Genomic DNA, 23,601 nt, shown 5'->3' with positions numbered 1-23,601 from the left:
CGCCACCCTAACCGGGGTTCAGTCGATGCTCACTCGAACCAGTTCTCCAGGTGCCGTACCTGCCCGTGCGCACACCTCGCCCTGTGGCGTCCAGACGCCGGAACGCCCCGCCGCCTCCGTGTAGTCGCCACCTGTCGACCCGGCGAAGCTCGCCATCGCCACCCACACCCGGTGCGTGACGGCGATCCGGTGGGCCCGCTGGTCCACCACTGCGGTATCGCATGCCGACTCCAGCACCCCCGCCGCGTACACGTCGATGCCGAGCGCGACCGTGCGCTGCGCGTGCGCGGCGACGCCTGTGTCCTTGCAGACGGCAAGCCCCAGCCGCCATCCGTCCACAGTGAGCACCCCCGGTGTGTCACCCGGCCGGAACCGGCGGGCCTCCGCGCCACCCAGGCACATCTTGCGGTACGCCACTGTCACACCGTCACCGGTCACGGCCAGCACCCCGATGTGGTCACCGACGACCGGAGCGCCCGCCAGCGCCAGCGCCCCCGTCTCGGCGCACGCCCGCACCAGCGGCGCCAACCGTGGGTCGTCGGTGGGCACGACAGGGGCGTCCAACTCGTACCCGGTCAGCGACAGCTCCGGAAAGACCACCACCCGGGCACGCGCCGCGCGGACCGCGTCGGCGTGCGCCCGCGCGTTGGCCGCGACATCAAGGGGTACGCACAATGGCTGCGCCGCCGCGAGCCGCAGCGGGGTACGGTCGGCCGCGCGTACGGCGGCCTCTCGGTTGGCTCTCAGGATCGGTTCGTAGCGTGTGGGCATGATTCGAACGTCGCACGCCGTGCTCGCCACCGGAACCCCTGCCGCCGCCGCGGAACCGCCGCAGGGCGGCATCGTCGGCTACGTCAGCGACCTGGTGGAACGGCTCGGCGGCCCGGGGGCGGGCCTGGCGGTGGCGTTGGAGAACCTGTTCCCCCCGATCCCGAGCGAGGTGATCCTGCCGCTGGCCGGGTTCGTCGCCGCGCAGGGTCGGATCAGCCTGTTCGGTGCGATCTTCTGGACCACGCTCGGCTCGGTGGTGGGCGCGCTGGCGCTCTACCTGATCGGCGCGTCACTGGGCCGCGACCGGATGCGCGCCATCGCGGCCCGGCTGCCGCTGATCAAGCTCAGCGACGTGGACCGGACCGAGGCGTGGTTTCTGCGGCACGGCGTGAAGGCTGTCTTCTTCGGCAGGATGATCCCGATCTTCCGGAGCCTGATCTCCATCCCGGCCGGGGTGGAGCGGATGCCCGTACCTGTCTTCCTGCTCTACACGACGCTGGGCAGCCTGATCTGGAACACCACCTTCGTGCTCGCCGGCTACCTGCTCGGCGACAACTGGCACCTCGTCGAGGGGTACGTCGGCACGCTCCAGAAGGTGGTCATCGTGGTCTGTGTGGCGGGCGTCGCGTGGTTCGTCGGATCCCGGGTGCTTCGCGCCCGCCGCGCCGCACGGAACCCCGAACCCACCGCCCCCGAACAGCGCTCGCCGAACGGGGTGCCCGACCCGGGCGGTCGCGGCACTCTCTACCGCAGCGGCTCGTGGCCCGCCAACGACCGCTAGACAGGCGATCCGTGACAGTCGGCCGAGGTGCGCGCGCTGCGGCCGCGCCTGTCCGGTCGGCTTCAGGCCCCCGGAGTCCGGACAATCGACCGCTTCGGCGACCGCCCGGACGCCCAATTCGCCCCCGAAGGACGCGTTGTCCCTAATGGTTCCTTCCGTCATGATCAGCCGGGTCTTGATCGAAACAACATCGCGAGCTGGCGGTGTCCCGGCGTCGCGGATGCCGCCGTATCGGCGATATGGAGTGAATCATCGCCCTGAGCGCCAGGGGTGCCCCCGCCCGGCGTGTCCGGCTGGGGTGTTTGTCCGGTCTGGGGTGGTATGGGTGGTGACCTGTCGCACCGGTGCGGCGGAATCGTGGCGGGCCGGGGGTCGTTACATACTCTGACGATCGCAGGACCACGGCCACTCGGCCCACCCCACCACGGGTTGGAATGCCCGGCCAGGCCCGCTCGTTGCAGACCCCCCGGCGCCGCCTCGATGTGGTGCCGCCGGCCCCGGAATGACCCCGGTCCGCCGATCGTTACACCGACCCCCGGGCACCGCCGAGATGTGGGTGCCGCCGGATGGGCCCACCCCCCGGAATGACCCCGGCCCCCGGGTCGTTACACCCGGACCCCGGCGCCGTGAGCCCCCGGCTCGCTGGCCGCCGACCCCCCGACTTTGTGCAGCGCCGGACGAGGTGCTCACACCCGGCTTGTCACGCGGGTGTTTCCTACCCCCGAAGGAGCTACCCCCATGAACACGATCATGCGCAAGAGTGTGCTGTCCGTTGCTGGTCTGGCCTTCGCCGGTGGCGTCTTCGCCGGCCCCGTCGCCGCCCACGCCGCCACCCCGGTCGACGCCAAGCCCGCCGCGGTGCAGGTGGCCGCGTCGAAGCCGCAGGGCGAGCAGTCGCACATCACCCTGAACGACGAGCAGAGCGCCAACGTCAAGGCGATCATCGCCGCGACGAAGAAGGCCGGCCTGCCCGAGCGGGCCGCGGTCATCTCCATCGCCACGAGCCTGCAGGAGTCGAAGCTGGAGAACCTCGGGCACCTCGGCGACCGCAACGACCACGACTCGCTGGGCCTGTTCCAGCAGCGCCCGAGCTCGGGTTGGGGCACGCCGGAGCAGATCACCAACCCCGAGTACTCCACCACCGCGTTCCTCAAGGGTCTCAAGCAGGTCGACGGGTGGCAGGACATGGCGTTGACCGACGCCGCGCAGACCGTGCAGGTCTCGGCCTACCCGGACGCCTACGCCCAGTGGGAACAGCAGGCCACCGACCTCGTGGCCCAGCACTGGAACAGCTGACCCACCGCACGACCCGACCCGATGGCCGGCACCCCGCAACGGGGTGCCGGCCATCGGCATGTCCAGCCGAGATCGTGGACAGTTCCCGTCAGCCACGAACGGAAACCGTCCAAGATTTTCTTGGAGGCGGGAACAGTGGGCGGGGCTGGCGGGTTGTGGATGGGTGTCGGTGTGACTCAGTGTCCCCGGGCCTCACCTAATATTGCCGTCGCGGAACACCGTTCGGCTGGAGCCGCGTCGCGCCACTCGCCGAGAGGCGACCTGCACACCGACACCTGCGCCGCCCCCGACCCACCCGGGCCGGGGGCGGCGCTGTCCGTACCTGCCGTCGGGCCGGCGCGGCACAATGCTCAGGTGTCTGTCGTTCAGCCCTGGTCCGGGCAGTCGGGTGTCGTCGTACTGCCGAGTGGCGCGAGCGTGCGCGGACGCCGCATCGCGGCGGAGGCCTCGTCTGCCGACTTTGCCCTGTTGTTGGCCCCCGGCCCGGAGCCGGCGTGGGCGCACCGGCGGATCCGGTGGCCCGACTTCTGGGTTCCGCTCGACCGGGCCGATGCGCTCGACGCCCTGCGGGAGGCCCTGCGCCGGGCACACGGCGGCGAACGCGTCGAAGTGGCCTGCCGAGGTGGAGTGGGCCGGACGGGAACGGCGTTGGCCGCGCTGGCGATCCTCGACGGCCTGCCAGTCGAACGGGCGGTGCCGTGGGTCCGCACGGGCTACCACCCGAAGGCCGTGGAGACCCCCTGGCAGCGACGCTGGCTCCGCCGCGTCACCTGACACCCGTCACCGGCGCTTCACCTGACCCCCGCCGGCCGCGCGGCGCCCACGCCCGCCCGCGCCGCCCTCCCATCCGCGCCGCCCACGGCCCCCGCCCCCGCGTGCCGGCGGACGCCAACCCGCGCCGTCAGCCTTGGCTGATCCGCGCGGGCTCGTTGACGTACTCGCGCAGGTGGGTCGCGGTGAGGGTGTCTCCGTGCGCGACCAGCTCGGTAGGTGTGCCGGTGAAGACGACCCGCCCGCCGTCGTGCCCCGCGCCGGGGCCGAGGTCGATGAGCCAGTCCGCGTGTGCCATGACCGCCTGGTGGTGCTCGATGACGATGACCGTGTTGCCGGCGTCGACCATGCGGTCGAGCAGGGCCAGGAGTTGGTCGACGTCGGCCAGGTGCAGGCCTGTGGTGGGCTCGTCGAGGACGTACGTGCTGGTCTTCTCGCCGAGGTGGATGGCGAGTTTGAGTCGTTGCCGTTCCCCGCCGGACAGGGTGGTCAGGGGTTGGCCGAGGCTGAGGTAGCCCAACCCGACGTCGACCAGCCGTCCGAGGATGAGGTGCGGGAAGAAGTCGTACGCCTCGGTGACCGACATGGCGAGCACCTCGCTGATGTTCTTGCCGCGCAGCGTGTACGTGAGCACCTGGTCGGTGAAGCGTCGCCCCTCGCAGCGTTCGCAGACGCTTGCCACGCCGGCCATCATGGCCAGGTCGGTGTAGATGAGCCCGATGCCCTTGCAGGCCGGGCAGGCGCCCTCGGAGTTGGCACTGAACAGTGCCGCCTTGACGCCGTTGGCCTTGGCGAAGGCGGTACGGATCGGGTCGAGCAGCCCGCTGTAGGTGGCCGGGTTGCTGCGCCGCGATCCGCGGATGGGGGACTGGTCGACGATCACCACACCGGACCGGCGGCGCAGCGACCCGTGGATCAGGGAACTCTTGCCGGAGCCGGCGACACCTGTGACGACGGTGAGCACGCCGAGCGGGATGTCGACGTCCACGTCGCGCAGGTTGTGCAGGTCGGCGTGCCTGATGGAGAGCTGCCCGGTGGGTGGGCGTACGGCGGCGCGCAGGGTCACCCGGTGGTCGAGGTGCCGGCCGGTGAGCGTGTCGGAGCGGCGCAGCCCTGGCACGTCGCCGGTGAAGCAGATCCGTCCACCGTTGGTGCCGGCGCCGGGCCCGAGGTCGACCACGTGGTCGGCGATGGCGATGGTCTCCGGCTTGTGTTCGACCACCAGCACGGTGTTGCCCTTGTCGCGCAGCCGCAGCAGCAGGTCGTTCATCCGGGCGATGTCGTGCGGGTGCAGGCCGACGGTGGGTTCGTCGAAGACGTACGTGACGTCGGAGAGGCTGGACCCGAGGTGCCTGACCATCTTCACCCGCTGCGCCTCACCGCCGGACAGGGTGGCCGACTCGCGGTCCAGGCTGAGGTAGCCCAGCCCGATCTCGACGAGGGAGTCGAGCAGGTCCCGCAGGTTGGCGATCAGCGGCGCGACGCCCGGGTCGTCGACGCCGCGTACGAACGCGGCAAGGTCGCTGATCTGCATGGCGGAGCAGTCCGCGATGGTGCGTCCGGCGATCCGGGAGGACAGGGCCGCCGCGTTGAGGCGGGTGCCGCCGCAGTCGGCGCAGGTGGTGAAGGTGACCGCACGGTCGACGAAGGCGCGGATGTGCGCCTGCATCGACTCGCGGTCCTTGGTCAGGTAGAGCCGCTTGACCTTGACGGCCAGGCCCTCGTACGTCCAGCTGTTGCCGCCCACCTTGATCTTCGTGGCGGGTTTGTGGAGGAAGTCCTCCCACTGTGCCGGGGTGTAGTCCTGGAGTTTGACGTCCGGGTCGAACAGGCCGGAGCCGACGATGGTCTGCCAGTACCAGGAGTCGACGGCGAAGTTGGGAACGGTGATCGCGCCGTCGTTGAGGGAGCGCTCGACGTCGACAAGCTCGTTGACGTCGAGGTCCGAGACACGTCCCAGCCCTTCGCAGGTCGGGCACATGCCCTCGGGGAGGTTGAAGCTGAACGCCCCCGCCCCGCCGATCTGCGGCTGGCCGAGCCGGCTGAAGAGGATCCGCAGCATGGCGTACGCGTCGGTGGCGGTGCCGACGGTGGAGCGGGAGTTGACGCCCATCCGTTCCTGGTCGACGACGATGGCGGCGCTGAGGTTGCGCAGCGAGTCGACGTCCGGGCGGTTGAGGTTCGGCATGAACGACTGGAGGAACGCGCTGTAGGTCTCGTTGATCATGCGCTGGGACTCGGCGGCGATGGTGCCGAACACCAGCGAGGACTTGCCGGAGCCGGAGACGCCTGTGAAGACGGTCAACCGGCGCTTGGGGATGTCGACCGAGACGTTTGCGAGGTTGTTCTCCCGCGCCCCACGTACCTCGATCATGTCGTGGCTGTCGGCGGCGGACCAGGCTGGCTGCGACATGCGGACCCTTCAGAGATCGTGGCGGGGCGGTCCCCGCCGAGCATCTGACGGATTAAATTGTCTCATTCATCCCCATGTAGAGGCTTTGACGGCCGCTACCGCGTGCCCGATGGCGGAAAGGGCGGAGAAGTCTCAAATCGCGTGTCAACCACTACTGTTGCCGACGTGGACGTCGGGCCGAAGGACCGCCTGCGTGCCGTGGACCTGGCCGCCACCGTCGGGATCTCGGTGCAGCAGGTGCGCAACTACGTCGAGCAGGGAGTGCTGCCGCCGGTGCGGCGCACCCCGAGCGGCTACCGGATCTTCACGAGCGAGCACTCCCGGGCGTTGACCGTGGCGCGGCGACTCGCCGAGGGGCACGGCTGGGGTCGTACCCGGGAGATCATGGCGGCGGTGCACACGGGTGACCTGCCGGCGGCCCTGGCGGCGCTCGACGGCGGCCACGCCGAACTGGACCGGGAGCGGGCCGACATCCGCCGGGTGCTCGGCGCGTTCGAGACCGTGCTGGCCGCAGCTCCGGCGGCCCGGCCCGCGCCGCGCCGGGGCGTCCGGATCGGCGAGGTCGCCGCCCTGGTCGGGGTCCGGACCTCCCAGCTGCGGCTGTGGGAGGCGCGCGACCTGCTGCGCCCGACCCGCGCGCCGGGCACCAACTACCGGGTGTACGACGAGGCCGAGCTGCGCGCCGCGCAGGTCGTCGCGCTCCTGCGTCGGGGCGCGTACCCGTTCGAGATCATCGAGGCGGTGCTGGGGGAGCTGCGCACCACCGGCAGCGCCCAACGGGTCCGCGCCGAGCTGGCCCGCCGCGAACAGGACCTGCACGCGCGCAGCCTGCGCCGCCTGCGGGGGAGCGCCGCGCTGCACGACTACCTGCGGCAACGAGCCCAACCCGTCCCGCCGGGCGATCTTGTTGACTAGGGTCGGGCTCATGAGAGCTGCGCTGCTGGCGGCCACCACGTCCGCCGTCCTGCTCGCTCCCGCGCCGGCCGCCGCGGCCCCGGGTGCCACCGCGACCGTGCGGTGCCCACGGGCGGCGGCTCCCGCGATGTCCCGGCCGCCCCGACCCTCGCCCCCGCCCGCCGTGCCCGCGCAGCGGACGGTCGGCGGTGCGGGGCTGGCCACCGACGGGCTGGTCGTGCCGGCCGGCGCCGGTACGCCACCGGCTGTCAGCGCCACCTCCTGGCTGGTCGCCGACCTGGACACCGGGCAGGTGCTCGGCGGGTGCGGCCCGCACGAGTACGGCACCCCGGCCAGTGTGCAGAAGCTCCTGCTGGCGGCCACGATGATGCCCCGCCTGGATCCGAAGCAGACGGTCACCGTCACCGACGAGGACATGAACATCGAGCCCGGCTCCTCCGCCGTCGGCCTCGTCGAGGGCGGCCGGTACGCCATCGAGACCATCTGGCTCGGTCTGCTGCTCAACTCCGGCAACGAGGCCGCGAACGCGCTGGCCCGGCTGGGCAGCGGAACGGACCGCGCGGCCGACGGCGTACGCGCCATGAACGACGAGGCGCACCGGCTCGGCGCCCTCCAGACGCACGCCGTCACCCCGTCCGGGCTCGACGGCAAGGGGCAGTTCACAAGCGCGTACGACCTGGCGCTGATCGCCCGGGCCTGCTTCGCCCAGCCGGCGTTCCGGCGGTACGCGCTCACCGAACAGGCCCCGATCCCGGCCCAGCCGGCGCAGCGGACCAAGGGCTTCCTGATCCAGAACGAGAACCAGCTCATCTACCGGTACCCGGGCGCGCTCGGCGGCAAGACGGGCTTCACGGATCTGGCCCGGCACACGTACGTCGGCGCGGCCGAACGGGGCGGCCGGCGGCTGGTGGTGACCCTGCTGGGTGCCGAGTCGGCGCCGAAACGCGGCTGGGAGCAGGGCGGCTCGCTGCTGGACTGGGGTTTCACGGTGCCCCGCGACGCGAGCGTCGGTCGACTCGTCGAGCCGGGGGAGTTGACCGCCACCCCGTCGGCGGCGCCGGCGTTGGCGGCACCGGGCGGACCGCGGCCGGCGGCGGCGAGCGGACCGGCGCACTCCGGCTCGGGGTGGCTGTGGTCGGTGACCGTGATCAGCGGCGCCGGGGTGCTGGTGCTGCTGGGCGGCCTGCTGTGGCGCCGGCGCCGTCGGCTGCCCTGACGCATCGACAACAGGCCACGACGTCCATAGACTCCGGTCTTTCTGGCACCACGAGTCCAGGAGGATCCCTGTGCCGAGTGAACTCGAACCGCGCCCCGGGGTGGTGGCACCCCGCCGGCCGGCGCGCGCGCTGACCCGCCTCGCGGGGGTGACGCTGCTCGCCGGAACGCTCGTCGCGGGCGTCGCCGTGGCGCCGCCCGTGGCGTCCGCCGCCGCGCCGGCCGACACGGCGACCGTGTCCGCCTCCGATGCCGCCACCCGTCCGCCGCGCACCACCCACGGGCCGTGCGCGTACACCGAGACGCCCGACGAGCCGGCGGCCCGTCCGGTGCCGCTGCCACCGGACCCGCGGCGTACGCCGGCCCGGGGCAGCGTCCGAGTGACATTGTTGACCAACCACGGGCCGATCGGGTTGACCCTGGACCGGTCGGCCGCCCCGTGCACCGTGCAGAGCTTCCTGCACCTGGTGGGCAAGCGCTTCTACGACCGGACCCCGTGTCACCGGCTCACCGCGTACCCGACGCTCAGCGTCCTGCAGTGCGGCGACCCGTCCGGTACGGGCGAGGGCGGCCCGGGCTACAGGTACCGCGACGAACTGCCTACCGACCTGCCGCCGGCGCCGACCGACCCCTCCGGGGAACGTCGGGTCTACGCCCGGGGCGTGCTGGCCATGGCAAACGCCGGGCCGGACACCAACGGCAGCCAGTTCTTCCTGGTGTACGCCAACTCGGCGCTGCGACCGAACTACACGATCTTCGGCGAGGTCGACGCGGCGGGGCTTGCCACGCTGGACCGGATCGCCGCCGGGGGAGTGGCGCCGACGGCCGAGGACCCGGCCCCGGTCGACGGGGCGCCGGCGTTGCCGGTGGACATCCGCCGGGCGGTCCGTTCGCACCACCACCACCACTGAGCGACAGGCGCGGTGGGCGGCTCGGGTCGCTCACCGCGCCATCGGTGATCCACAGCTCCGCCGGCCGGCGGAATTTTCGGCAGCCGATCGGTAACGGCGTGACCAGCGTCCGAGGTGGTTCCAGCCGTCACGCCGAGGCGGGCGACCCGGTCGGCGGCGCGGCGGTGCTGTCCCTTACGACCAGCTCGGTGGCCAGCTCGACCCGGGGCGAGTCGATACCCTCGCCCTGGGACAGCCGCAGCACCGTCCGTGCCGCCAGCCGGCCCATCTCGACAAGCGGTTGGCGCACAGTGGTCAGCGGCGGGGACGCCCACCGCGCCTCAGGCAGGTCGTCGAAGCCGACCACGCTGACGTCGTCGGGGACCCGCAGCCCGCGCCGCCGGATGGCCTCGTAGACGCCGAAGGCCATCTGGTCGCTCGCCGCGAAGATGCCTGTCGGCGGGTCGGCGAGGTCCAGCAGTGCCGTTCCGCCGGAGAACCCGGAGGCGTGGTAGAAGTCACCCGGGTAGATCAGCTTGTCGTCGATCGGGATGCCCGCCGCCTCCAGCCCGGCCCGGTACCCGTCGAGGCGGGCCCGGCTGCACAACAGGTGCGTCGGCCCGGCCACGAACCCGATGCGCCGGTGCCCGATCGACAGCAGGTGCTCGGTCGCGGCGAGCCCGCCGGACCAGTTCGTGGCGCCGATCGTCGGCACGTCCATGGCGGGTACGCCGGCCGGGTCGACGACCACCACCGGCACGTTGAGGCGACGCAGCTGCGCGTGCAGCGGTGGGCTCAGGTGCGAGGTCACGAAGATGACGCCGTCGGTGGCCCGGGTGCGCAGGTTCTGCAACCACTGCCGGGCGGCGGTCGGCTGCCTGTGGATCGCGGAGACCACGGTGCCGACGCCGGCGCCGTGCCCGACGTCCTCGACACCCCTGATGATTTCCACGGCCCAGGGGCTGTCCAGGTCGTTGAAGACCAGGTCGACGAGGCCGGCGCGGCGGACGCTGCGGCTGCTGCGCCGCCGGTAGCCGTGGTGGCGCAGCAGCTCCTCGACCCGTTCCCGGGTGTCGGGGGCCACATCGGAGCGTCCGTTGAGCACCCGCGAGACGGTCGGCACCGACACGCCCGCCTCCCGTGCGATCGCGGTGATGGTCACCCTGCGTCCGTCGTCCGCGCCCACCCGCGTCTCCTTCACCGCCTCCGGAGGCGACCGCAGAGCCGTCGCCGCCGTGTGTGCCGGAACGGCGTGCACCGTTCCTCGCGCCATCTTGCCTCACCGGCGGGGGTTGACGACATGCCAGGTCGGTTCTAGCGTTCCCGGAGTTGCGGAAGGTTTCCGGACGTCTTTCGGCACCTTTCGCTCCGCCGGGCCGCCGGGCGGCTGTTCGACGCAGCGTCGAGAGGACGTCACGTGTACACGGACCTTCCCGAGGACCAGTTGCGCGGTTACCGCAGCGCGGTCCGGGACCCGGGGGACTTCGACCAGTTCTGGGCCGCGACGCTCACCGAGGCACGCGACGCCGGGTGGCCCGTGCGGGTCGAGCCGGTGGAGACCGGGCTGGCCGGCATCGACGTCCTCGACGTGACCTTCGCGGGCTTCGCCGGCCAGCCGGTCCGGGCCTGGCTGCGGGTGCCGCGCGCGGCCGGGACCGCGCTGCCGACAGTCGTGCAGTACGCCGGCTACGGCGGCGGACGCGGGCACCCGATGGAGAACCTGCTCTGGGCGGCGGCCGGGTACGCGCACCTGCAGATGGACACCCGGGGGCAGGGATCGGGCTGGAGCCGCGGCGACACCCCGGACCCGGGCACCGCCGGCCCGGAGGCGCCCGGGGTGACCACCCGGGGTATCGGCGACCCGCGCACCTACTACTACCGCCGGCTGATCACCGACGCCGTGCGGGCGGTGGACGCCGTCCGGACCCTGCCGGTGGTCGACCCGACCCGGGTGGCGGTGCTCGGGCACAGCCAGGGCGGCGGTTTGGCCCTGGCGGCCGGTGCGCTGGCCCCCGGCCTGCGGGCGGTTGTCGCGTTCGTACCGTTCCTCTGCGACGTCCCGCGTGCCGTGGTGGTCACCGACGCCCGCCCGTACCGGGAGATCCGCGACTACCTGGCCATCCACCGCGACGCCGAGGAGCGGGTGTTGACCACCCTGTCGTACGTCGACGGGGTCAACTTCGCGCGACGCTGCCGCCGGCCGACCCGGTTCTCGGTGGCGTTGATGGACGACATCGTGCCGCCGTCGACGGTGTACGCGGCCGTCAACGCCCACGCCGGGCCTACCGAACTGTCGGTGTGGCGGTACAACGGTCACGAGGGTGGCGGCATCGACGACGACGAGGCGGCGCTGCGCTTCCTGCGGGAGCACCTGCTCGACGGCTGATCAGGCGCGGGGCCTGACCAGGGCTGATAGACAGGACTGGTGCGTCATCGCATCGGCGTCCTGCTCGCGCTCGCCGCGCTGCTCGGCGGCTGCCCGCGGCCCGAGCCCCACCCCGCGCCGGCCGTGCCGCCGCCGACCCCGGCGGTGAGTGCGAGCCCCACGCCCACGCCCGCCGAGCGGCTGCCCGGGTTCGTGGTCCTGACCGACGTCGACAGGCGCATCCGGACCGACATCAGGTACGCCACCGCGCACAACTTCGTCGGCCGGCCGATCGCCGGCTACACCGAGCCACTGTGCCTGCTCACCCGGCAGGCGGCCGAGGCGTTGCGCCGGGCGCAGGACGCCGCGCTGGCCGGCGGACACAGCCTCAAGGTGTACGACTGCTACCGTCCGCAGCCGGCCGTGGACGACTTCGTCGCCTGGTCGAAGCGGCCCGGCGAGCAGCAGACCAAGGCCGAGTTCTACCCGGACGTGGCCAAGGACAGGCTCTTCGCCGACGGCTACGTCGGAGCGCCAACGGCCCACAGCCGGGGCAGCACCATCGACCTGACCCTTGTCGACGAGCCTGCCGCCAGCCAACCCCCGTACCGGCCGGGGCAGCCGCTTGTCGCCTGCACCGCGCCGCGCGGTCAGCGCTTCGAGGACAACAGCATCGACATGGGTACGGGGTTCGACTGCTTCGACCCCCGGGCGCACACCGCCGACTCCCGCATCACCGGCACGCCCCGGGAGAACCGCCTGTTGCTGCGGCGGCTGATGACCGACGCCGGTTTCGTGAACTACGACCGCGAGTGGTGGCACTACCGCCTGCGTGACGAGCCGTACCCGGACACGTTCTTCGCCGCGCCGGTCGCCCGCTCGTCGGTCGGCTGACGCCCGACGGTCAGGTCCAGTAGAGGATCCGGCAGGCGAGTCGACGGCGATTGACGCGATCACGTCAGAGGAATAACCTTTCGTCTATCTGTAAACAATGTGAACAGATGTTCATGTCGACGCGGCGGCGCGCGTCCCCAGCGAAGGGACGATCAGGTGATCGCAGAACTTCCGGCCCGTACCGGACGGATCCTCGCGGTGTTCGTCGCCCTCGTCGTCGCGGTGACCGCCGGCGTCGCGGTCACCGCGACACGCGGCGCGCAGGCCGCGCCGACGTTCAAGGTCCTGGCCTTCTACAACGGCACCTGGGACGCCGCGCACATCGACTTCGACAGGGACGCCCGGGCATGGTTCCCGCAGGCCGCCGCCCAGTACGGCTTCTCCTGGGAGTCGACCACCAACTGGAGCCTGCTGAACGCCGCCAACCTGGCCCAGTACAAGGTCGTCATGTTCCTCGACGACGCACCGCCCGCCGCGCAGCGACAGGCGTTCGAGCAGTACATGCGCAACGGCGGGGCGTGGATGGGCTTCCACGTCAGCGCCTGGACCGACAACCCGTCGAGCTGGAGCTGGTACTACAACACGTTCCTCGGCTCCGGCTCGTTCCAGACGAACACCTGGGGGCCGACCCGGGTCACCATGCGCGCGGACAACCGCACCCACGCCGCCACCCGCAACCTCCCGGCGACGTTCCCGTCGTCGATCAGCGAGTGGTACTCCTGGAGCAGCGACCTGCGGCAGAACCCGAACATCGACATCCTCGCCTCGGTCGACCCGTCCAGCTTCCCGATCGGCACCGACCCCAACCAGTCCTGGTACGGCGGCTACTACCCGCTGGTCTGGAGCAACAGGCAGTACAAGATGCTGTACGCCAACTTCGGCCACAACGCGATGAACTACAGCACCAACACCGGGCTGTCGTCCACGTTCGACAGTGAGCAGCAGAACCGGCTGCTGATCGACGGGCTGCACTGGCTCGCCGGCGCCAGCACCGTGCCCCCGACCACGCCCCCGCCGAGCGACGGGCCCATCTCGCCGACCGCCTGGCACACGGTGGTCAACCGGGGCAGCGGCAAGTGCGTGGACGCGCGGGCCGCCGGCAGCGCGAACGGCACCGCCATCCAGCAGTACGCCTGCAACGGCAGCGCCGCCCAGCAGTACCAGTTCGTGTCGACAAGCGGCGACTACCTGCGGGTCAACAACCGCACCAACAGCGCCCAGGCGCTCGACGTGACCGACCGCTCGACCGCCGACTCGGCGCCGATCCAACTCTGGTCGTACAGCGGCGGCACCAACCAGCAGTGGCGGGCCGAATCCGAGGGCGGCGGCTACTACCGGCTGGTCAACCGCAACAGCGGCAAGTGCCTGGACGTGCCCGCGGCGTCCATGGCGGACGGCGTCCAGCTCATCCAGTACACCTGCAACGGCACCGCGGCCCAGTCCTTCCGGCTGGTGGCCCTGTCGTAGCTGCGCGGGCCAGTTCTTCGGCTCCGTCACCGCGACACTCTCCGGCGGTGCCGGAGCCGAAGACGACTGGTACCGCCACAAGCGGTGGTACGCCGTGCTGCACCGGTTCGACGCCGACGGCGTGCACACCGACTCGGACATCTGGTTCGCCGGCACCAGTGCGGACGAGCAGGGCTCCATCGACCGGGCGGAGGCCCGCCTGCTCGAATGGCTCGACGCGCTGCCCGGCCGCGCCTACGGAGACATCGCCATCGGGCTCTTCCAGGTCGAGGCCGACGGGCACGTCTTCGGGCTGGTCGACTGGTCCCACGAGTACGACGGCGGGACCACGCCGAGTTCCTCCCCGACGACCTGGCTTCGACCCGCCCTGGGACGGCTGCTACGACACCTGAGCCCCGCCTCGCCGCTGGGCAGCCGGCCGGGGACGCACCCCCTGGTCCGCGCCCTGTAGAGCTGCCCCACGAACGGGGCAGGCAAGAGAGCGTGCGGTCCGCACCGCAGAACCCACGTCGACACCGCGACCACGGCCATGCCCAGCCCGGCCCGGCCCGCAGCACCGGGACCAGCCGACCATGAGCGGTGCCGGGGCCGTCGCGGGCCGTTGTTGGCGGCGCTTCCCCTCATGCTGGCCCCAGGTGGGCACGCTGCCCCAGGTGGGAACGCTGCCCAGGTGGGCACGCTGCCCCAGGTGGGCACGCTGCCCCCCGGTGCGAACGCTGCCCCATATTCGGGGCAGCTCGACAGGCCGCCAGAGTGATCACCCCGACCGGACAAGGCCGCCTAGGCCGCACCACGGCCAGGCGGTCAGGCCACGGCAAGGCCACGGCAAGGCGCGCTGACGCAATATCCTTTGCGGACACCTCCTGCCCCACCTACCGTCATGCGGAGTACGGCCGACCGAGCACACGCGGGGGGAGCACGCCATGTCGCAACGGACAACCATCGACGCCACCCGGCGGGCGCCGGGTGCCGGCGCCGTCTTGTCGTCCGCCGCGTCGTACCGGTGTCTCAGCCGGTGCATGCGGGACCGCAACCAGGACCGGTACCAAGGGCAGCGACCTCGCTGACGCCACACGCGTCAGGCGTGGCCGCCCACCCCCTGCGGGTTGGCGGCCCTTTCGTATCCGCCGAAATTTCGCGCCGGTTTCATCTGGCGCGCGATCATTTCTGGTCAGCATTAAGCGATTGGTGCCGGCCTGACTCGAGGAGACCACGATGGGATTCACCCCTCTCGCCGGCACCCGGGCACCCGTCCGGGTCTGGACCGACCCGTACGCCATCGAACCGCAGGCCGCCAAGCAGCTGCGCAACATCGGCGCGCTGCCCTGGGTGCAGGGCGTCGCCGTCATGCCCGACGTGCACTTCGGCAAGGGCGCGACGGTCGGCTCGGTCATCGCCATGCGGCAGGCCGTCTCGCCGGCCGCAGTGGGCGTCGACATCGGCTGCGGAATGTCTGCGGTCCGGACCTCGCTGACCGCCGCCGACCTGCCGGACGACCTGGCCACGCTGCGCTCCGCGATCGAGGCCACCATTCCGGTCGGCTTCGCCCAGCGCACGGACTCGGTAGACACGCGGCGCATCCGCGGTCTGGAGCAGCGCGGCTGGGACGACTTCTGGGGTCGGTTCGCCGGCCTGGACCGGCGGGTGGCGCAGCTGGAGACGCGGGCGCGGCGACAGCTCGGCACCCTCGGTGGGGGCAACCACTTCATCGAGGTCTGCCTGGAGCAGGGCGGCGCCGACGAGGGGCGGGTCTGGCTGATGCTGCACTCCGGGTCCCGCAACATCGGCAAGGAGCTGGCCGAGCGGCACATCGGGGTGGCCCGGGGCCTGCCGCACAACGCCGACCTGCCGGACCGGGACCTGGCGGTGTTCCTCGCCGGCACGCCGGAGATGGACGCCTACCGCCGGGACCTGTGGTGGGCGCAGGAGTACGCGCGGCGCAACCGGGCAGTCATGCTGGCCCTGCTCTGCGGCGTGGTGCGTGAGCACTTCCCGCAGGTCGGCTACGACGAGCCCATCTCCTGCCACCACAACTACGTCTCCGAGGAGAGCTACGACGGGGTGGAGGTGCTGGTCACCCGCAAGGGCGCGATCCGGGCCGGCCGGGGCGACCTGGGCATCATCCCCGGGTCGATGGGCACCGGGTCGTACATCGTGCGGGGCCGGGGTAACCCGGACGCGTACTGCTCGGCCTCGCACGGGGCCGGTCGGCGGATGTCGCGGGCCCAGGCCAAGCGGACGTTCAGCACCGAGGACCTGGCCGCGCAGACCGCAGGTGTGGAGTGCCGCAAGGACGCCGGGGTGGTCGACGAGATCCCCGGCGCGTACAAGGACATCACCGAGGTGATGGCCCAGCAGGAGGACCTGGTGGAGGTGGTCGCCCACCTCAAGCAGGTGGTCTGCGTGAAGGGCTGAGCAACCGTGCGGGCCGGGTCGACCGGCCCGCACGGCTGTCGGTCAGAACCCGGCGAAGACGCGGCGCAGGTCGTCCAGGGTCACCGGTCCGGTCACCCGCACCCCGTCCGGGGTGTGCTGCGGGCCCAGCCGCCCGGTGGCCAGCCGCAGCCACGCCTCGGCCGGGGCGGTCAGCTCACCGTCGGGCTGCTCCGGCGCGTCGACAAGCGCGACCGTCTCGCCCAGCCGCAGCCCGTACGTCCGCTCGGGCTCGCTCAGGCGCAGCAGCAGGGTGGCCTCCCGGCCGGCCAGCTCCTGCGGCCGGCTGGTCCAGGCCAGCATCCCGCCGATCTAGTCGAGCAGCAGCGACGTCGCCTCCGGCGTGACCGCCGCGAACGGGTTGAACGCCACCTCGACGTCCCACTGGTGCAGGGCGAACTCGCTGAGCCGGAAACGGGCCGCGGTGGCCAGGTCCACAGGTTCGGGCAGGAACCCGAGGTCGATCCGCAGCGTCGAGCGGGTCTCGGCGTCCAACGCCTCGTACGCCTCGACGAGCCGCTGGTTGGCGGCGAGGAAGCCGGCGGCGTGCTCGGCCGGCGCCATGGCGTCCCAGCGTGCCCAGACGCCCTTGTTGAAGTCACCGTCCGGGCCGGGCGCGCCGGTGCGGGCGGCGTCCAACGACGCCAGGGTGATCTCCGCGCCGCTGCCCAGGTGACTGAGCACCTGGGACACCTGCCACTCGCTCGCTCCCGACGGTCGGAGCAGGTCGTCTTCCTTGAGGTCCCGGACGAGCGCGGCAAGCTCCTCGTGGCCCGTGCGCAGAGCGGTGATGATGCGGTCGGCAGGTGTGGACATGGGTCTCCTCAAACGGACGTTCGACGGTGATCGGGACGCTACCGGACGGGGCCGCCGGCCGGTCCACCCCCGACGGGAGCGGTCCGGCCGGCGACGGCGCTCGGATCAGCCCATGTGCACTGTGTTGCCGGTCGGGATGTCTTCCTTGCGCACCTTGACCAGGACCAGCGTGACAAGCCCGGCGAGCACGATCAGGGCCGCGCCCCAGGCGAACGCCACCCGGTAGCCGTGCACCAGCGCCTCGATCTGGTTGACCGGGTTCGGCACCCGACCGACCAGGTACGCGGCGACCGCGCTCGTGTACATGGTGTTCAGCAGCGCGGTGCCCAACGAGCCACCGATCTGCTGGGTGGCGTTCAGCGTCGCGCTTGCCGCGCCGGCGTCGTGCTCGGGCACCCCGACGAGGGCGAGGCTGGACAGCGGCACGAACGTGAAGCCCAGACCCATGCCGAGGACGACCTGGGCGGGCAGCAGCAGGGTGAGGAACGACGTGTCCACGTCGATCCGGGTCAGCGCCAGCATGGCCACGGCGGCGAGCACGGCACCACCGACCATCAGCGGCTTGGCGCCCACCCGGGGCATCAGCTGACTGGCGCCACCCGCCGCGATCAGCACACCGGCGGTCACCGGCAGCGAGGCCAGCCCGGCTTCGAGGGGCTTGTACTGCAACACGACCTGGAAGTAGAAGGTCAGGAAGAGGAACGCGCCGAACAGGCCGGCGCCGATCAGCGTCGAGGCGAGGTACGCGCCACCCCGGTTGCGGTCCAGGATGATCCGCAGCGGCAACAGCGGGTGGTTGGAGCGCAGCTCGATCACCACGAAGGCGGCCAGGAGCAGCACGCCGGCGGCGATGAAACCGAGCGTCGCGGTGGCGTCCCAGCCGTCCTCGGCGGCCTTGGTGAAGCCGTAGACCAGGGAGACCAGGCCGGCGGTGACCACGATCGCGCCGGGCACGTCGTAGCGGGTGTTGCCGTGCGCCCTGCTCTCGGGCACCAGCGGGAGCGCGAAGGCGATGGCGAGGGCCGCCACCGGGATGTTGACCAGCAGGCACCAGCGCCAGTCGGCGTACTCGGTGAGCACCCCGCCGAGCAGCAGGCCGACCGCCGACCCGCCGCCGGCGATGGCGCCGTACACCGCGAAGGCCTTGGCCCGCTCGGTGGCCTCGGTGAACAGGACGGTGAGCAGGGCGAGCGCCGCCGGGGCGAGCAGCGCACCGAAGGCGCCCTGCAACGCGCGGGCGGCGAAGAGCATCCCGCCGGTGGTGGCCAGGCCGCCAAGCGCGGACGCCAACGCGAATCCGGTCATGCCGACCAGGAAGGTGCGCTTGCGACCCCAGTAGTCGGCGATTCGGCCACCGAGCAGCAGTAGCCCGCCGAAGGCCAGCGTGTAGGCGGTGACCACCCACTGCCGGTTGGCGTCGCTGATGCCCAGGTCGGCCTGGGCCTGCGGCAGCGCGATGTTCACGATGGTGGCGTCGAGGACCACCATCAGCTGCGAGATCGCGATGACCGCCAGCGCGATCCAGCGCCGCGGGTGCGGCGCCCCTGTCGACGTCCCGGCGCTGGGCGCGCCGGGGGCGGTCGAGGTGGTTCCGGGCATGGTGAAGCCTCTCGTGTTACGGATGTCGATGGATCAGGCCCGGGACGGGCGATCGGGGTGGTAGCGGAGCACCGGGATCAGCACCTGGTCGACGACCTGGGTGAGGAACGCGTCATCGGCGGGCAGGCCGTGCGCGAGGATCCGGGACATGGTGAGCGCGGGCGCCAGGTCGTGGAACAGCTCCCGTTCACCGGCCTCGGGAGGGATCTCCCCCCGGGCGGCGGCACGGAGCAGGATGGCTGTGGTGGCCACCCTGCCTGCGGGCAGCACCTGGTGACGGACCAGGCGTTCCAGCTCGGGACTGGTCCGCATGGCGAAGGTCAACGCCTGCATCAGGTCGCAGTCGGCCACGCAGATCGCGGCGGTGGCGCGCAGCAGCTCGATCAGGTCGCCGCGCAGCGAACCGGTGTCGGGCGGGTTGTGTACGGCCACCTGGCGACCGCCCAGGGCGGCGACGACCAGCTCGGCCTTGCCGTCCCAGCGCCGGTAGATGGTCGCCTTGCTGACGTGGGCGCGGGCGGCGACGGCGTCGATCGTCATCCGGTCGAAGCCGACCTCGCGCAGCAGGTCGATGACCACTGCGAACAGGTCGCTGTCGGAGCACCGTGCGGCCCGGGCTGCCGGCACACCGGCACCCGCGCCCACCTGCTGACCGCCAAGCATCCCCGAACCCCCATGAAACGATGTCGTACTGACCCTAGTGCGCCGATCGGCGTTCGCGCAGGCTTTTATGATCTGCGTCGCACCTGGTATCGAAACGATGACGTTCTCGCCGATCAGGGTCCGGGGGCGAGCACCACCGGCACCGCCACCGTGTTGATCCGGCTGCCGTCGCGCGCGGACACCTCGTACACCTCGACGGTCCCGCGCTGCTCCCGGGCCGTGCGCCAGCCGACCACCACGCGGTACGTGCCCCGGCAGCCACTGCCGCAGCTGGCGGTGCCGAAGCCGGTGGCCACCTCCCGACCGGCGGCGTCGAGCACCCGGACGCTGACAGTGGCCTCGAACACGTCGGCGGTCCCGGTGACGGTGAGCGGGGCATCGACCCGGGCGCCGACGCCGGGGGCGGTGACCACGATCGGTGGCAGCACCCCTGGGTAGTCCGCCCGGCCCCTCGGGGCGCCGTCGGCGAAGCGGACCTGGCGCACGGTGGGGAACTGGGTGAGCGTCCACACCACCTGCGCCTCGCGCAGCCGCCCCGCCGGGTCGTCGGCGGACGCGACGGACGGCAGCACCGCCACGCCGTCGGTGATCCGGGTGACCTCGACACCGGCGGACAGCAGGGTGGTCAGCCCGGCTGCGGCCTCGGCCGGCGTGGGTCCGGCGGCCAGTTCGGTGAGCGCCAGCCGGGACGTCGCCACGGTGGCCGGCCGGGTCCGCCGGGTCGGCACGAGCCGGCCGGACCGGACGAACCACAGCTCGACAGTCACAGTGGCCGGCTGCCGGACGCCGGCCGGCGCCGACGGGCGCACCGGGCCGCCGGTGGCCGACGGTGCCGCCTGCCGCGACGGGACGGGCTCCGGGGACGGGGACCGGACCGGTGGCGCGCTCGACGGCCCCGCGACGGGCGCCGGACCGAGATCGCCGGAGCGCGCAGGGCCGCACCCTCCCGCGAGCAGCGCGGCGACGAGCACCGGTGCGGCCAGCCGGGCGGCGCGGGGCCGGCTCACCCCGCACCACCGGGAGCCGTACCGGCCGGGTGACCGGCGTGGTCGCCGTCGGGCCGGTGCGCGGGGTCGCCGACGTGGGCGGGCAGCTCCAACCGGAACCGGGTGCCGGCGCCCGGTTCGCTGCTGACGCTCAGCACGCCGCCGAGCAGGGTGGCGTGTTCCCGGGCGATCGCCAGGCCCAGCCCGCTGCCGGGCGCGGAGCGCGACGGGTCGACCTTGTGGAACCTGTCGAACACGCGCGTCAGGTGCTCCGCCGGGATGCCCGGCCCCTCGTCGGTCACCTCGAAGACGACGAGCGGACTGGCGCCGGTCACGGTCGCGGTGATCGCGCCGCCGCCGTGCTCGACCGCGTTCACGACCAGGTTGGCGAGCACCCGCTCCAGCCGGCGCGCGTCGGTGCGCACCATGACCGGGTCGCCGGAGACCAGCACCCGCTGCGTCCAGCCCCGCGCCGCGACGATGCCGCGCAGCAGCGCCGGCGCGTCCACCGGCTCGACGCTCGGCCGCTCCTGCCCGGCGTCCAGCCGGGAGATCTCCATCAGGTCCTCGACCAGGCGGCGCAACCGGACCACGTCGCCGACCAGCAGCCGCGCGGCCGGCCGGGCGTCGTCGGGCAGCCGGTCCAGGTGCTCGCCCAGCAGCGAGGCCGCCGCCACCAGGGCGGTCACCGGGGTACGCAGCTCGTGCGCGACATCGGCGGTGAACCGCCGCTCCCGGGCCTGCGCCGCCGACAGCGCGGCGATCTTCGACTCCAGCGCCTCGGCCATCTCGTTGAACGACGCCGCCCAGTCGCTGAACTCGTCACGCCCGCGTACCGGGAGCCGGGTGGCGAGCAGACCCTCGGTGAGCGCCCGCGCGGCCCGGCTGGCCCGATCCACCGGCTCCAGGGTCCGGCGGGCCAGCGCGTGCCCCACCCCGGCGGCGAGCAGTACCACCAGCACCCAGCCGGCCAGCAGCGCGGTCCGCAGCTGGTCGAGGTCGGCGGCGACGTCGTCCTCGTCGGTGAGGACGTACAACTCGGCGGTCGAGCCGGGGATGCGACCGCCGACCACCAGCAGGCGTGGGCGGTGCGCCGGCGTTGAACGCTGGTAGCCCAGGTGCCCGGCCGCGACCGCCGCCCGCAGCTGGTCGCCCAACGTCGGGGCGTACGCGGGGTGCGACGGCCGGGTCGAGCCGTCGACGAGCACCACGTGCCGCCCGCTGCTCTCGAAGCTGGTGAGCAGGTCGGTGCTGCGCTGCTCGGTCAGCGGCAGGAACTGCCCGGCCAGGACGAGCTGGTAGCGCGCGTCGGCGGCGGCCTGGTGCAGCGAGGCGTCCCACCAGGACTGTCGCAGCAGGAGCCCGGTGCCTCCGGCGAGCAGGCCGGCGGAGACCCCGGCGACCAGGACGAACGCGACCGTCAGCCGGCGCCGCAGGCGGCCCGGGGAAACCCCGCGTCCGGCCATCGCCGACCTCCCGTCAACCAGTGGACAGCTTGTAGCCGGCGCCGCGCACGGTCCGCACCAGCCTCGGGTGCGCCGGGTCATCCTCGACCTTGGCGCGTAACCGCTGCACCGCCACGTCGACAAGGCGGGAGTCGCCCAGGAAGCCGTGGTTCCAGACCAGGTCCAGCAGCAGCTCCCGGGTGAAGACCTGGCCGGGCCGGCGGGCCAGCTCCAGCAGCAGGCGGAACTCGGTGGCCGTCAGCGCCACCTCGCGGCCGTGCCGCCGGACCACGAAGCCGCCCGGGTCGATCTCCAGGCCGCCGACCTCGATGGTGCTCGACGTGACCGGAGCGCTGGCCCGGCGCAGCACCGACCGGACCCGCGCCACCAGCTCGGGCAGGTCGAAGGGCTTGCGCAGGTAGTCGTCCGCGCCGCACTCCAGCCCCACGACCACGTCGAGGTTGTCGGTGCGCGCGGTGAGCATCAGGATCGGCACCTGGCTGGTGCGCCGGATCTCCCGGCAGACCTCCAGACCGTCGAGACCGGGCAGCATGACGTCGAGCACGATCACGTCGACCGGCCCGGCCCGCCACGCCGCCAGCGCGGTCCTCCCGTCGACGGCGGTGTCGACCCGGAAGCCGGCGCGGCGCAGACCGAGGGCGGTGACCTCCCGGATGGAGGCGTCGTCCTCGACCACCAGTACGCGGCCCTCCACCAGCCGAGCGTAGACCCGCCGCCACGGTGCGGAGCCTGGCGGAACGGTCGGTCTCCACAGCCCGGCCGGCCTGTTGAGCGGCACGCCGCATCCGGCTGGGCGTGAGCTCGGCGGGAGGCGGTCCCGTGGATTTCGTACGCCCCGGCGGGGTGACAACTCAGCCTCCGCATTGAAGACTAGCTTCACTCTGCCATGCAGACTGGTCAATATCTTACGGAGGAAGCGTGCTCACGAGACGAAACCTGCTCGTCGCTGCCGGCGCGGCGGTCGTCGGCGCCGTACCGCTGGCCAGTTCGGCCTCGGCCGCGTTGCCACAGCTGGACATGGAGGCGCTGATCAAGGCGGCGCAGATCGATCCGCGTCGACCGGACACCGCCCTGACCGAGGGGGCGAAGGACAGCGTCCTGCTCGTGGAGCGCGCGCTGGTGGCGAGAGGGCTACTGTCGTCGACGTACGTCGACGGGCACTTCGGCACCAGCACGATCGCCGCGTACGCGGCCTACCAGCGGTCCCTCGGCTACACAGGTCTCGACGCGACGGGCCTGCCCGGCCCGTCGTCGCTGCGGTCGCTCGGCGAGGGGCGTTACACGGTGGTCAGGGCGATCTCACCCGGCAGCGTGGTGACCCTGCGCGGTGTGCAGGTCAACACACGCACCAGGTCGATGCTGCTCGAGGCCGAACGCCTGCTCGGCCGTCAGCTCGGCATCACGCAGGGCTCATACAGCAGCGGTGTGGGCGCGTCCGCCGGCACGCACGACGGCGGCGGCGCGCTCGACCTCTCGGTCAGCGGTCTCTCCTCGGCCGTGCGAACGGATGTGCTGCGGCGACTGCGGACGGTGGGCTTCGCCGCGTGGCTGCGGACCCCGGAGCAGGGGGACTGGGGTTACCACATCCACGCGATCGCGCTGTCCGACACCGACCAGTCGACAGGTGCGCAGAACCAGGCCGGCGACTACTACCTCGGTCGTAACGGCCTGGCCAACCGGGCCGCCGACGACGGGCCGGCGGTGAGCCCGAAGCGGACCTGGGAGGAGTACCAGCGCACGCTCTGAGAGGGTGGATTCCGGTCACCTGGCAGGACCGCCCGCGTGGCCCACAGGCGCCCGATCGGCTGGCACCGCACGTCGGCCGACGTGCGGTACCAGCGCCGATGGACCGCGCGACGT

The 23,601-nt window shown here is 72.4% G+C and carries 22 protein-coding genes; 12 read left to right on the top strand and 10 right to left on the bottom strand.

Annotated elements, in window-relative coordinates:
* Nucleotides 1-18: 18 nt before the first annotated feature.
* Nucleotides 19-771, bottom strand: coding sequence for a carbon-nitrogen hydrolase family protein (locus ACFY1S_RS22895; protein ID WP_387121475.1), 753 nt, complete (start codon nt 769-771; stop codon nt 19-21).
* Between ACFY1S_RS22895 and ACFY1S_RS22890 the strand changes: the two genes are divergently transcribed.
* From ACFY1S_RS22890 to ACFY1S_RS22880, 3 genes are all read left to right on the top strand, one after another.
* Nucleotides 770-1,552 (top strand): DedA family protein, encoded by a 783-nt coding sequence (locus tag ACFY1S_RS22890; RefSeq protein ID WP_364376445.1) that lies wholly within the window; start codon nt 770-772, stop codon nt 1,550-1,552. The genes ACFY1S_RS22895 and ACFY1S_RS22890 overlap by 2 nt on opposite strands.
* 738 nt (nt 1,553-2,290) lie before the next feature.
* On the top strand, nt 2,291-2,848 hold the full coding sequence (locus tag ACFY1S_RS22885; protein WP_387121471.1) for a hypothetical protein: 558 nt from the start codon (nt 2,291-2,293) through the stop codon (nt 2,846-2,848).
* Between the two features lie 354 nt (nt 2,849-3,202).
* Entirely contained in the window at nt 3,203-3,622 is a 420-nt protein-coding gene (locus ACFY1S_RS22880; RefSeq protein WP_387121468.1) for a protein-tyrosine phosphatase family protein, read from the top strand.
* A gap of 127 nt (nt 3,623-3,749) precedes the next feature.
* Here ACFY1S_RS22880 and ACFY1S_RS22875 read toward each other — a convergent pair whose 3' ends face one another.
* Entirely contained in the window at nt 3,750-6,032 is a 2,283-nt protein-coding gene (locus ACFY1S_RS22875) for an ATP-binding cassette domain-containing protein (protein ID WP_387121465.1), read from the bottom strand.
* Nucleotides 6,033-6,197: 165 nt separating this feature from the next.
* Here ACFY1S_RS22875 and ACFY1S_RS22870 point away from each other — a divergent pair, with 165 nt between their 5' ends.
* The 3 genes from ACFY1S_RS22870 (at nt 6,198) to ACFY1S_RS22860 (ending at nt 9,073) form a co-directional block, all read left to right on the top strand.
* Nucleotides 6,198-6,947: a MerR family transcriptional regulator gene (locus ACFY1S_RS22870; RefSeq protein WP_387121462.1), complete on the top strand. Its 750-nt coding sequence runs from the start codon at nt 6,198-6,200 to the stop codon at nt 6,945-6,947.
* A 10-nt stretch (nt 6,948-6,957) separates the two neighbouring features.
* Nucleotides 6,958-8,163, top strand: coding sequence for a D-alanyl-D-alanine carboxypeptidase family protein (locus tag ACFY1S_RS22865; protein WP_387121459.1), 1,206 nt, complete (start codon nt 6,958-6,960; stop codon nt 8,161-8,163).
* Nucleotides 8,164-8,233: 70 nt separating this feature from the next.
* Entirely contained in the window at nt 8,234-9,073 is an 840-nt protein-coding gene (locus ACFY1S_RS22860) for a peptidylprolyl isomerase (protein WP_387121456.1), read from the top strand.
* Between the two features lie 127 nt (nt 9,074-9,200).
* Here ACFY1S_RS22860 and ACFY1S_RS22855 read toward each other — a convergent pair whose 3' ends face one another.
* Nucleotides 9,201-10,238 carry a LacI family DNA-binding transcriptional regulator gene (locus tag ACFY1S_RS22855; RefSeq protein ID WP_364376901.1) on the bottom strand — a complete coding sequence of 346 codons (1,038 nt, stop codon included), beginning with the start codon at nt 10,236-10,238 and terminating at the stop codon, nt 9,201-9,203.
* A 231-nt stretch (nt 10,239-10,469) separates the two neighbouring features.
* Between ACFY1S_RS22855 and ACFY1S_RS22850 the strand changes: the two genes are divergently transcribed.
* The 5 genes from ACFY1S_RS22850 (at nt 10,470) to ACFY1S_RS22830 (ending at nt 16,193) form a co-directional block, all read left to right on the top strand.
* A complete protein-coding gene (locus ACFY1S_RS22850; RefSeq protein ID WP_387121453.1) occupies nt 10,470-11,438 on the top strand; it encodes an acetylxylan esterase in 969 nt (322 codons plus the stop codon).
* Nucleotides 11,439-11,477: 39 nt separating this feature from the next.
* Nucleotides 11,478-12,311, top strand: a complete 834-nt coding sequence (locus ACFY1S_RS22845; RefSeq protein WP_387121450.1) for a M15 family metallopeptidase — start codon at nt 11,478-11,480, stop codon at nt 12,309-12,311.
* A gap of 156 nt (nt 12,312-12,467) precedes the next feature.
* Entirely contained in the window at nt 12,468-13,778 is a 1,311-nt protein-coding gene (locus tag ACFY1S_RS22840) for an RICIN domain-containing protein (RefSeq protein WP_387121447.1), read from the top strand.
* 94 nt (nt 13,779-13,872) lie between these two features.
* Nucleotides 13,873-14,229, top strand: a complete 357-nt coding sequence (locus ACFY1S_RS22835; RefSeq protein WP_387121444.1) for a hypothetical protein — start codon at nt 13,873-13,875, stop codon at nt 14,227-14,229.
* Between the two features lie 764 nt (nt 14,230-14,993).
* Nucleotides 14,994-16,193 carry an RtcB family protein gene (locus ACFY1S_RS22830; protein WP_387121441.1) on the top strand — a complete coding sequence of 400 codons (1,200 nt, stop codon included), beginning with the start codon at nt 14,994-14,996 and terminating at the stop codon, nt 16,191-16,193.
* A gap of 42 nt (nt 16,194-16,235) precedes the next feature.
* Here the strand turns inward: ACFY1S_RS22830 and ACFY1S_RS22825 are convergent, their stop codons facing one another.
* The 7 genes from ACFY1S_RS22825 to ACFY1S_RS22795 all read right to left on the bottom strand — a co-directional run bounded on the left by ACFY1S_RS22825 (nt 16,236) and on the right by ACFY1S_RS22795 (nt 22,435).
* Nucleotides 16,236-16,514, bottom strand: coding sequence for an SCP2 sterol-binding domain-containing protein (locus tag ACFY1S_RS22825; protein WP_387121437.1), 279 nt, complete (start codon nt 16,512-16,514; stop codon nt 16,236-16,238).
* 9 nt (nt 16,515-16,523) lie between these two features.
* On the bottom strand, nt 16,524-17,027 hold the full coding sequence (locus tag ACFY1S_RS22820) for a maleylpyruvate isomerase N-terminal domain-containing protein (protein WP_387121434.1): 504 nt from the start codon (nt 17,025-17,027) through the stop codon (nt 16,524-16,526).
* Nucleotides 17,028-17,132: 105 nt separating this feature from the next.
* Nucleotides 17,133-18,626, bottom strand: coding sequence for an MFS transporter (locus ACFY1S_RS22815; RefSeq protein WP_387121431.1), 1,494 nt, complete (start codon nt 18,624-18,626; stop codon nt 17,133-17,135).
* Nucleotides 18,627-18,659: 33 nt separating this feature from the next.
* Nucleotides 18,660-19,289 carry a TetR/AcrR family transcriptional regulator gene (locus ACFY1S_RS22810; protein WP_387121428.1) on the bottom strand — a complete coding sequence of 210 codons (630 nt, stop codon included), beginning with the start codon at nt 19,287-19,289 and terminating at the stop codon, nt 18,660-18,662.
* A 113-nt stretch (nt 19,290-19,402) separates the two neighbouring features.
* Nucleotides 19,403-20,296 (bottom strand): Gmad2 immunoglobulin-like domain-containing protein, encoded by an 894-nt coding sequence (locus ACFY1S_RS22805; RefSeq protein ID WP_387121425.1) that lies wholly within the window; start codon nt 20,294-20,296, stop codon nt 19,403-19,405.
* On the bottom strand, nt 20,293-21,741 hold the full coding sequence (locus tag ACFY1S_RS22800) for an ATP-binding protein (RefSeq protein WP_387121422.1): 1,449 nt from the start codon (nt 21,739-21,741) through the stop codon (nt 20,293-20,295). The genes ACFY1S_RS22805 and ACFY1S_RS22800 overlap by 4 nt, the downstream gene beginning before the upstream one ends.
* A 13-nt stretch (nt 21,742-21,754) precedes the next feature.
* Nucleotides 21,755-22,435: a response regulator gene (locus tag ACFY1S_RS22795; RefSeq protein WP_387121419.1), complete on the bottom strand. Its 681-nt coding sequence runs from the start codon at nt 22,433-22,435 to the stop codon at nt 21,755-21,757.
* A gap of 224 nt (nt 22,436-22,659) precedes the next feature.
* Here ACFY1S_RS22795 and ACFY1S_RS22790 point away from each other — a divergent pair, with 224 nt between their 5' ends.
* Nucleotides 22,660-23,487, top strand: coding sequence for a peptidoglycan-binding protein (locus ACFY1S_RS22790; RefSeq protein ID WP_387121416.1), 828 nt, complete (start codon nt 22,660-22,662; stop codon nt 23,485-23,487).
* The last annotated feature ends 114 nt before the right edge of the window (nt 23,488-23,601 follow it).

It is taken from the genome of Micromonospora sp. NPDC000663 (assembly GCF_042898105.1).
GTDB lineage: Bacteria > Actinomycetota > Actinomycetes > Mycobacteriales > Micromonosporaceae > Micromonospora.
Note: the sequence above shows the minus strand (reverse complement) of the source record. Positions and strands in the feature narration are given on the sequence as shown.

What these genes read in the sequence shown, in the direction of transcription:
- ACFY1S_RS22890 (WP_364376445.1), top strand. Translation starts at nt 770, where the DNA reads ATGATTCGAACGTCGCACGCCGTGCTCGCCACCGGAACCCCTGCCGCC.
- ACFY1S_RS22800 (WP_387121422.1), bottom strand. Translation starts at nt 21,741, where the DNA reads ATGGCCGGACGCGGGGTTTCCCCGGGCCGCCTGCGGCGCCGGCTGACG.
- ACFY1S_RS22815 (WP_387121431.1), bottom strand. Translation starts at nt 18,626, where the DNA reads ATGCCCGGAACCACCTCGACCGCCCCCGGCGCGCCCAGCGCCGGGACG.
- ACFY1S_RS22830 (WP_387121441.1), top strand. Translation starts at nt 14,994, where the DNA reads ATGGGATTCACCCCTCTCGCCGGCACCCGGGCACCCGTCCGGGTCTGG.
- ACFY1S_RS22820 (WP_387121434.1), bottom strand. Translation starts at nt 17,027, where the DNA reads ATGTCCACACCTGCCGACCGCATCATCACCGCTCTGCGCACGGGCCAC.
- ACFY1S_RS22825 (WP_387121437.1), bottom strand. Translation starts at nt 16,514, where the DNA reads ATGCTGGCCTGGACCAGCCGGCCGCAGGAGCTGGCCGGCCGGGAGGCC.
- ACFY1S_RS22895 (WP_387121475.1), bottom strand. Translation starts at nt 771, where the DNA reads ATGCCCACACGCTACGAACCGATCCTGAGAGCCAACCGAGAGGCCGCC.
- ACFY1S_RS22865 (WP_387121459.1), top strand. Translation starts at nt 6,958, where the DNA reads ATGAGAGCTGCGCTGCTGGCGGCCACCACGTCCGCCGTCCTGCTCGCT.
- ACFY1S_RS22885 (WP_387121471.1), top strand. Translation starts at nt 2,291, where the DNA reads ATGAACACGATCATGCGCAAGAGTGTGCTGTCCGTTGCTGGTCTGGCC.
- ACFY1S_RS22810 (WP_387121428.1), bottom strand. Translation starts at nt 19,289, where the DNA reads ATGCTTGGCGGTCAGCAGGTGGGCGCGGGTGCCGGTGTGCCGGCAGCC.
- ACFY1S_RS22875 (WP_387121465.1), bottom strand. Translation starts at nt 6,032, where the DNA reads ATGTCGCAGCCAGCCTGGTCCGCCGCCGACAGCCACGACATGATCGAG.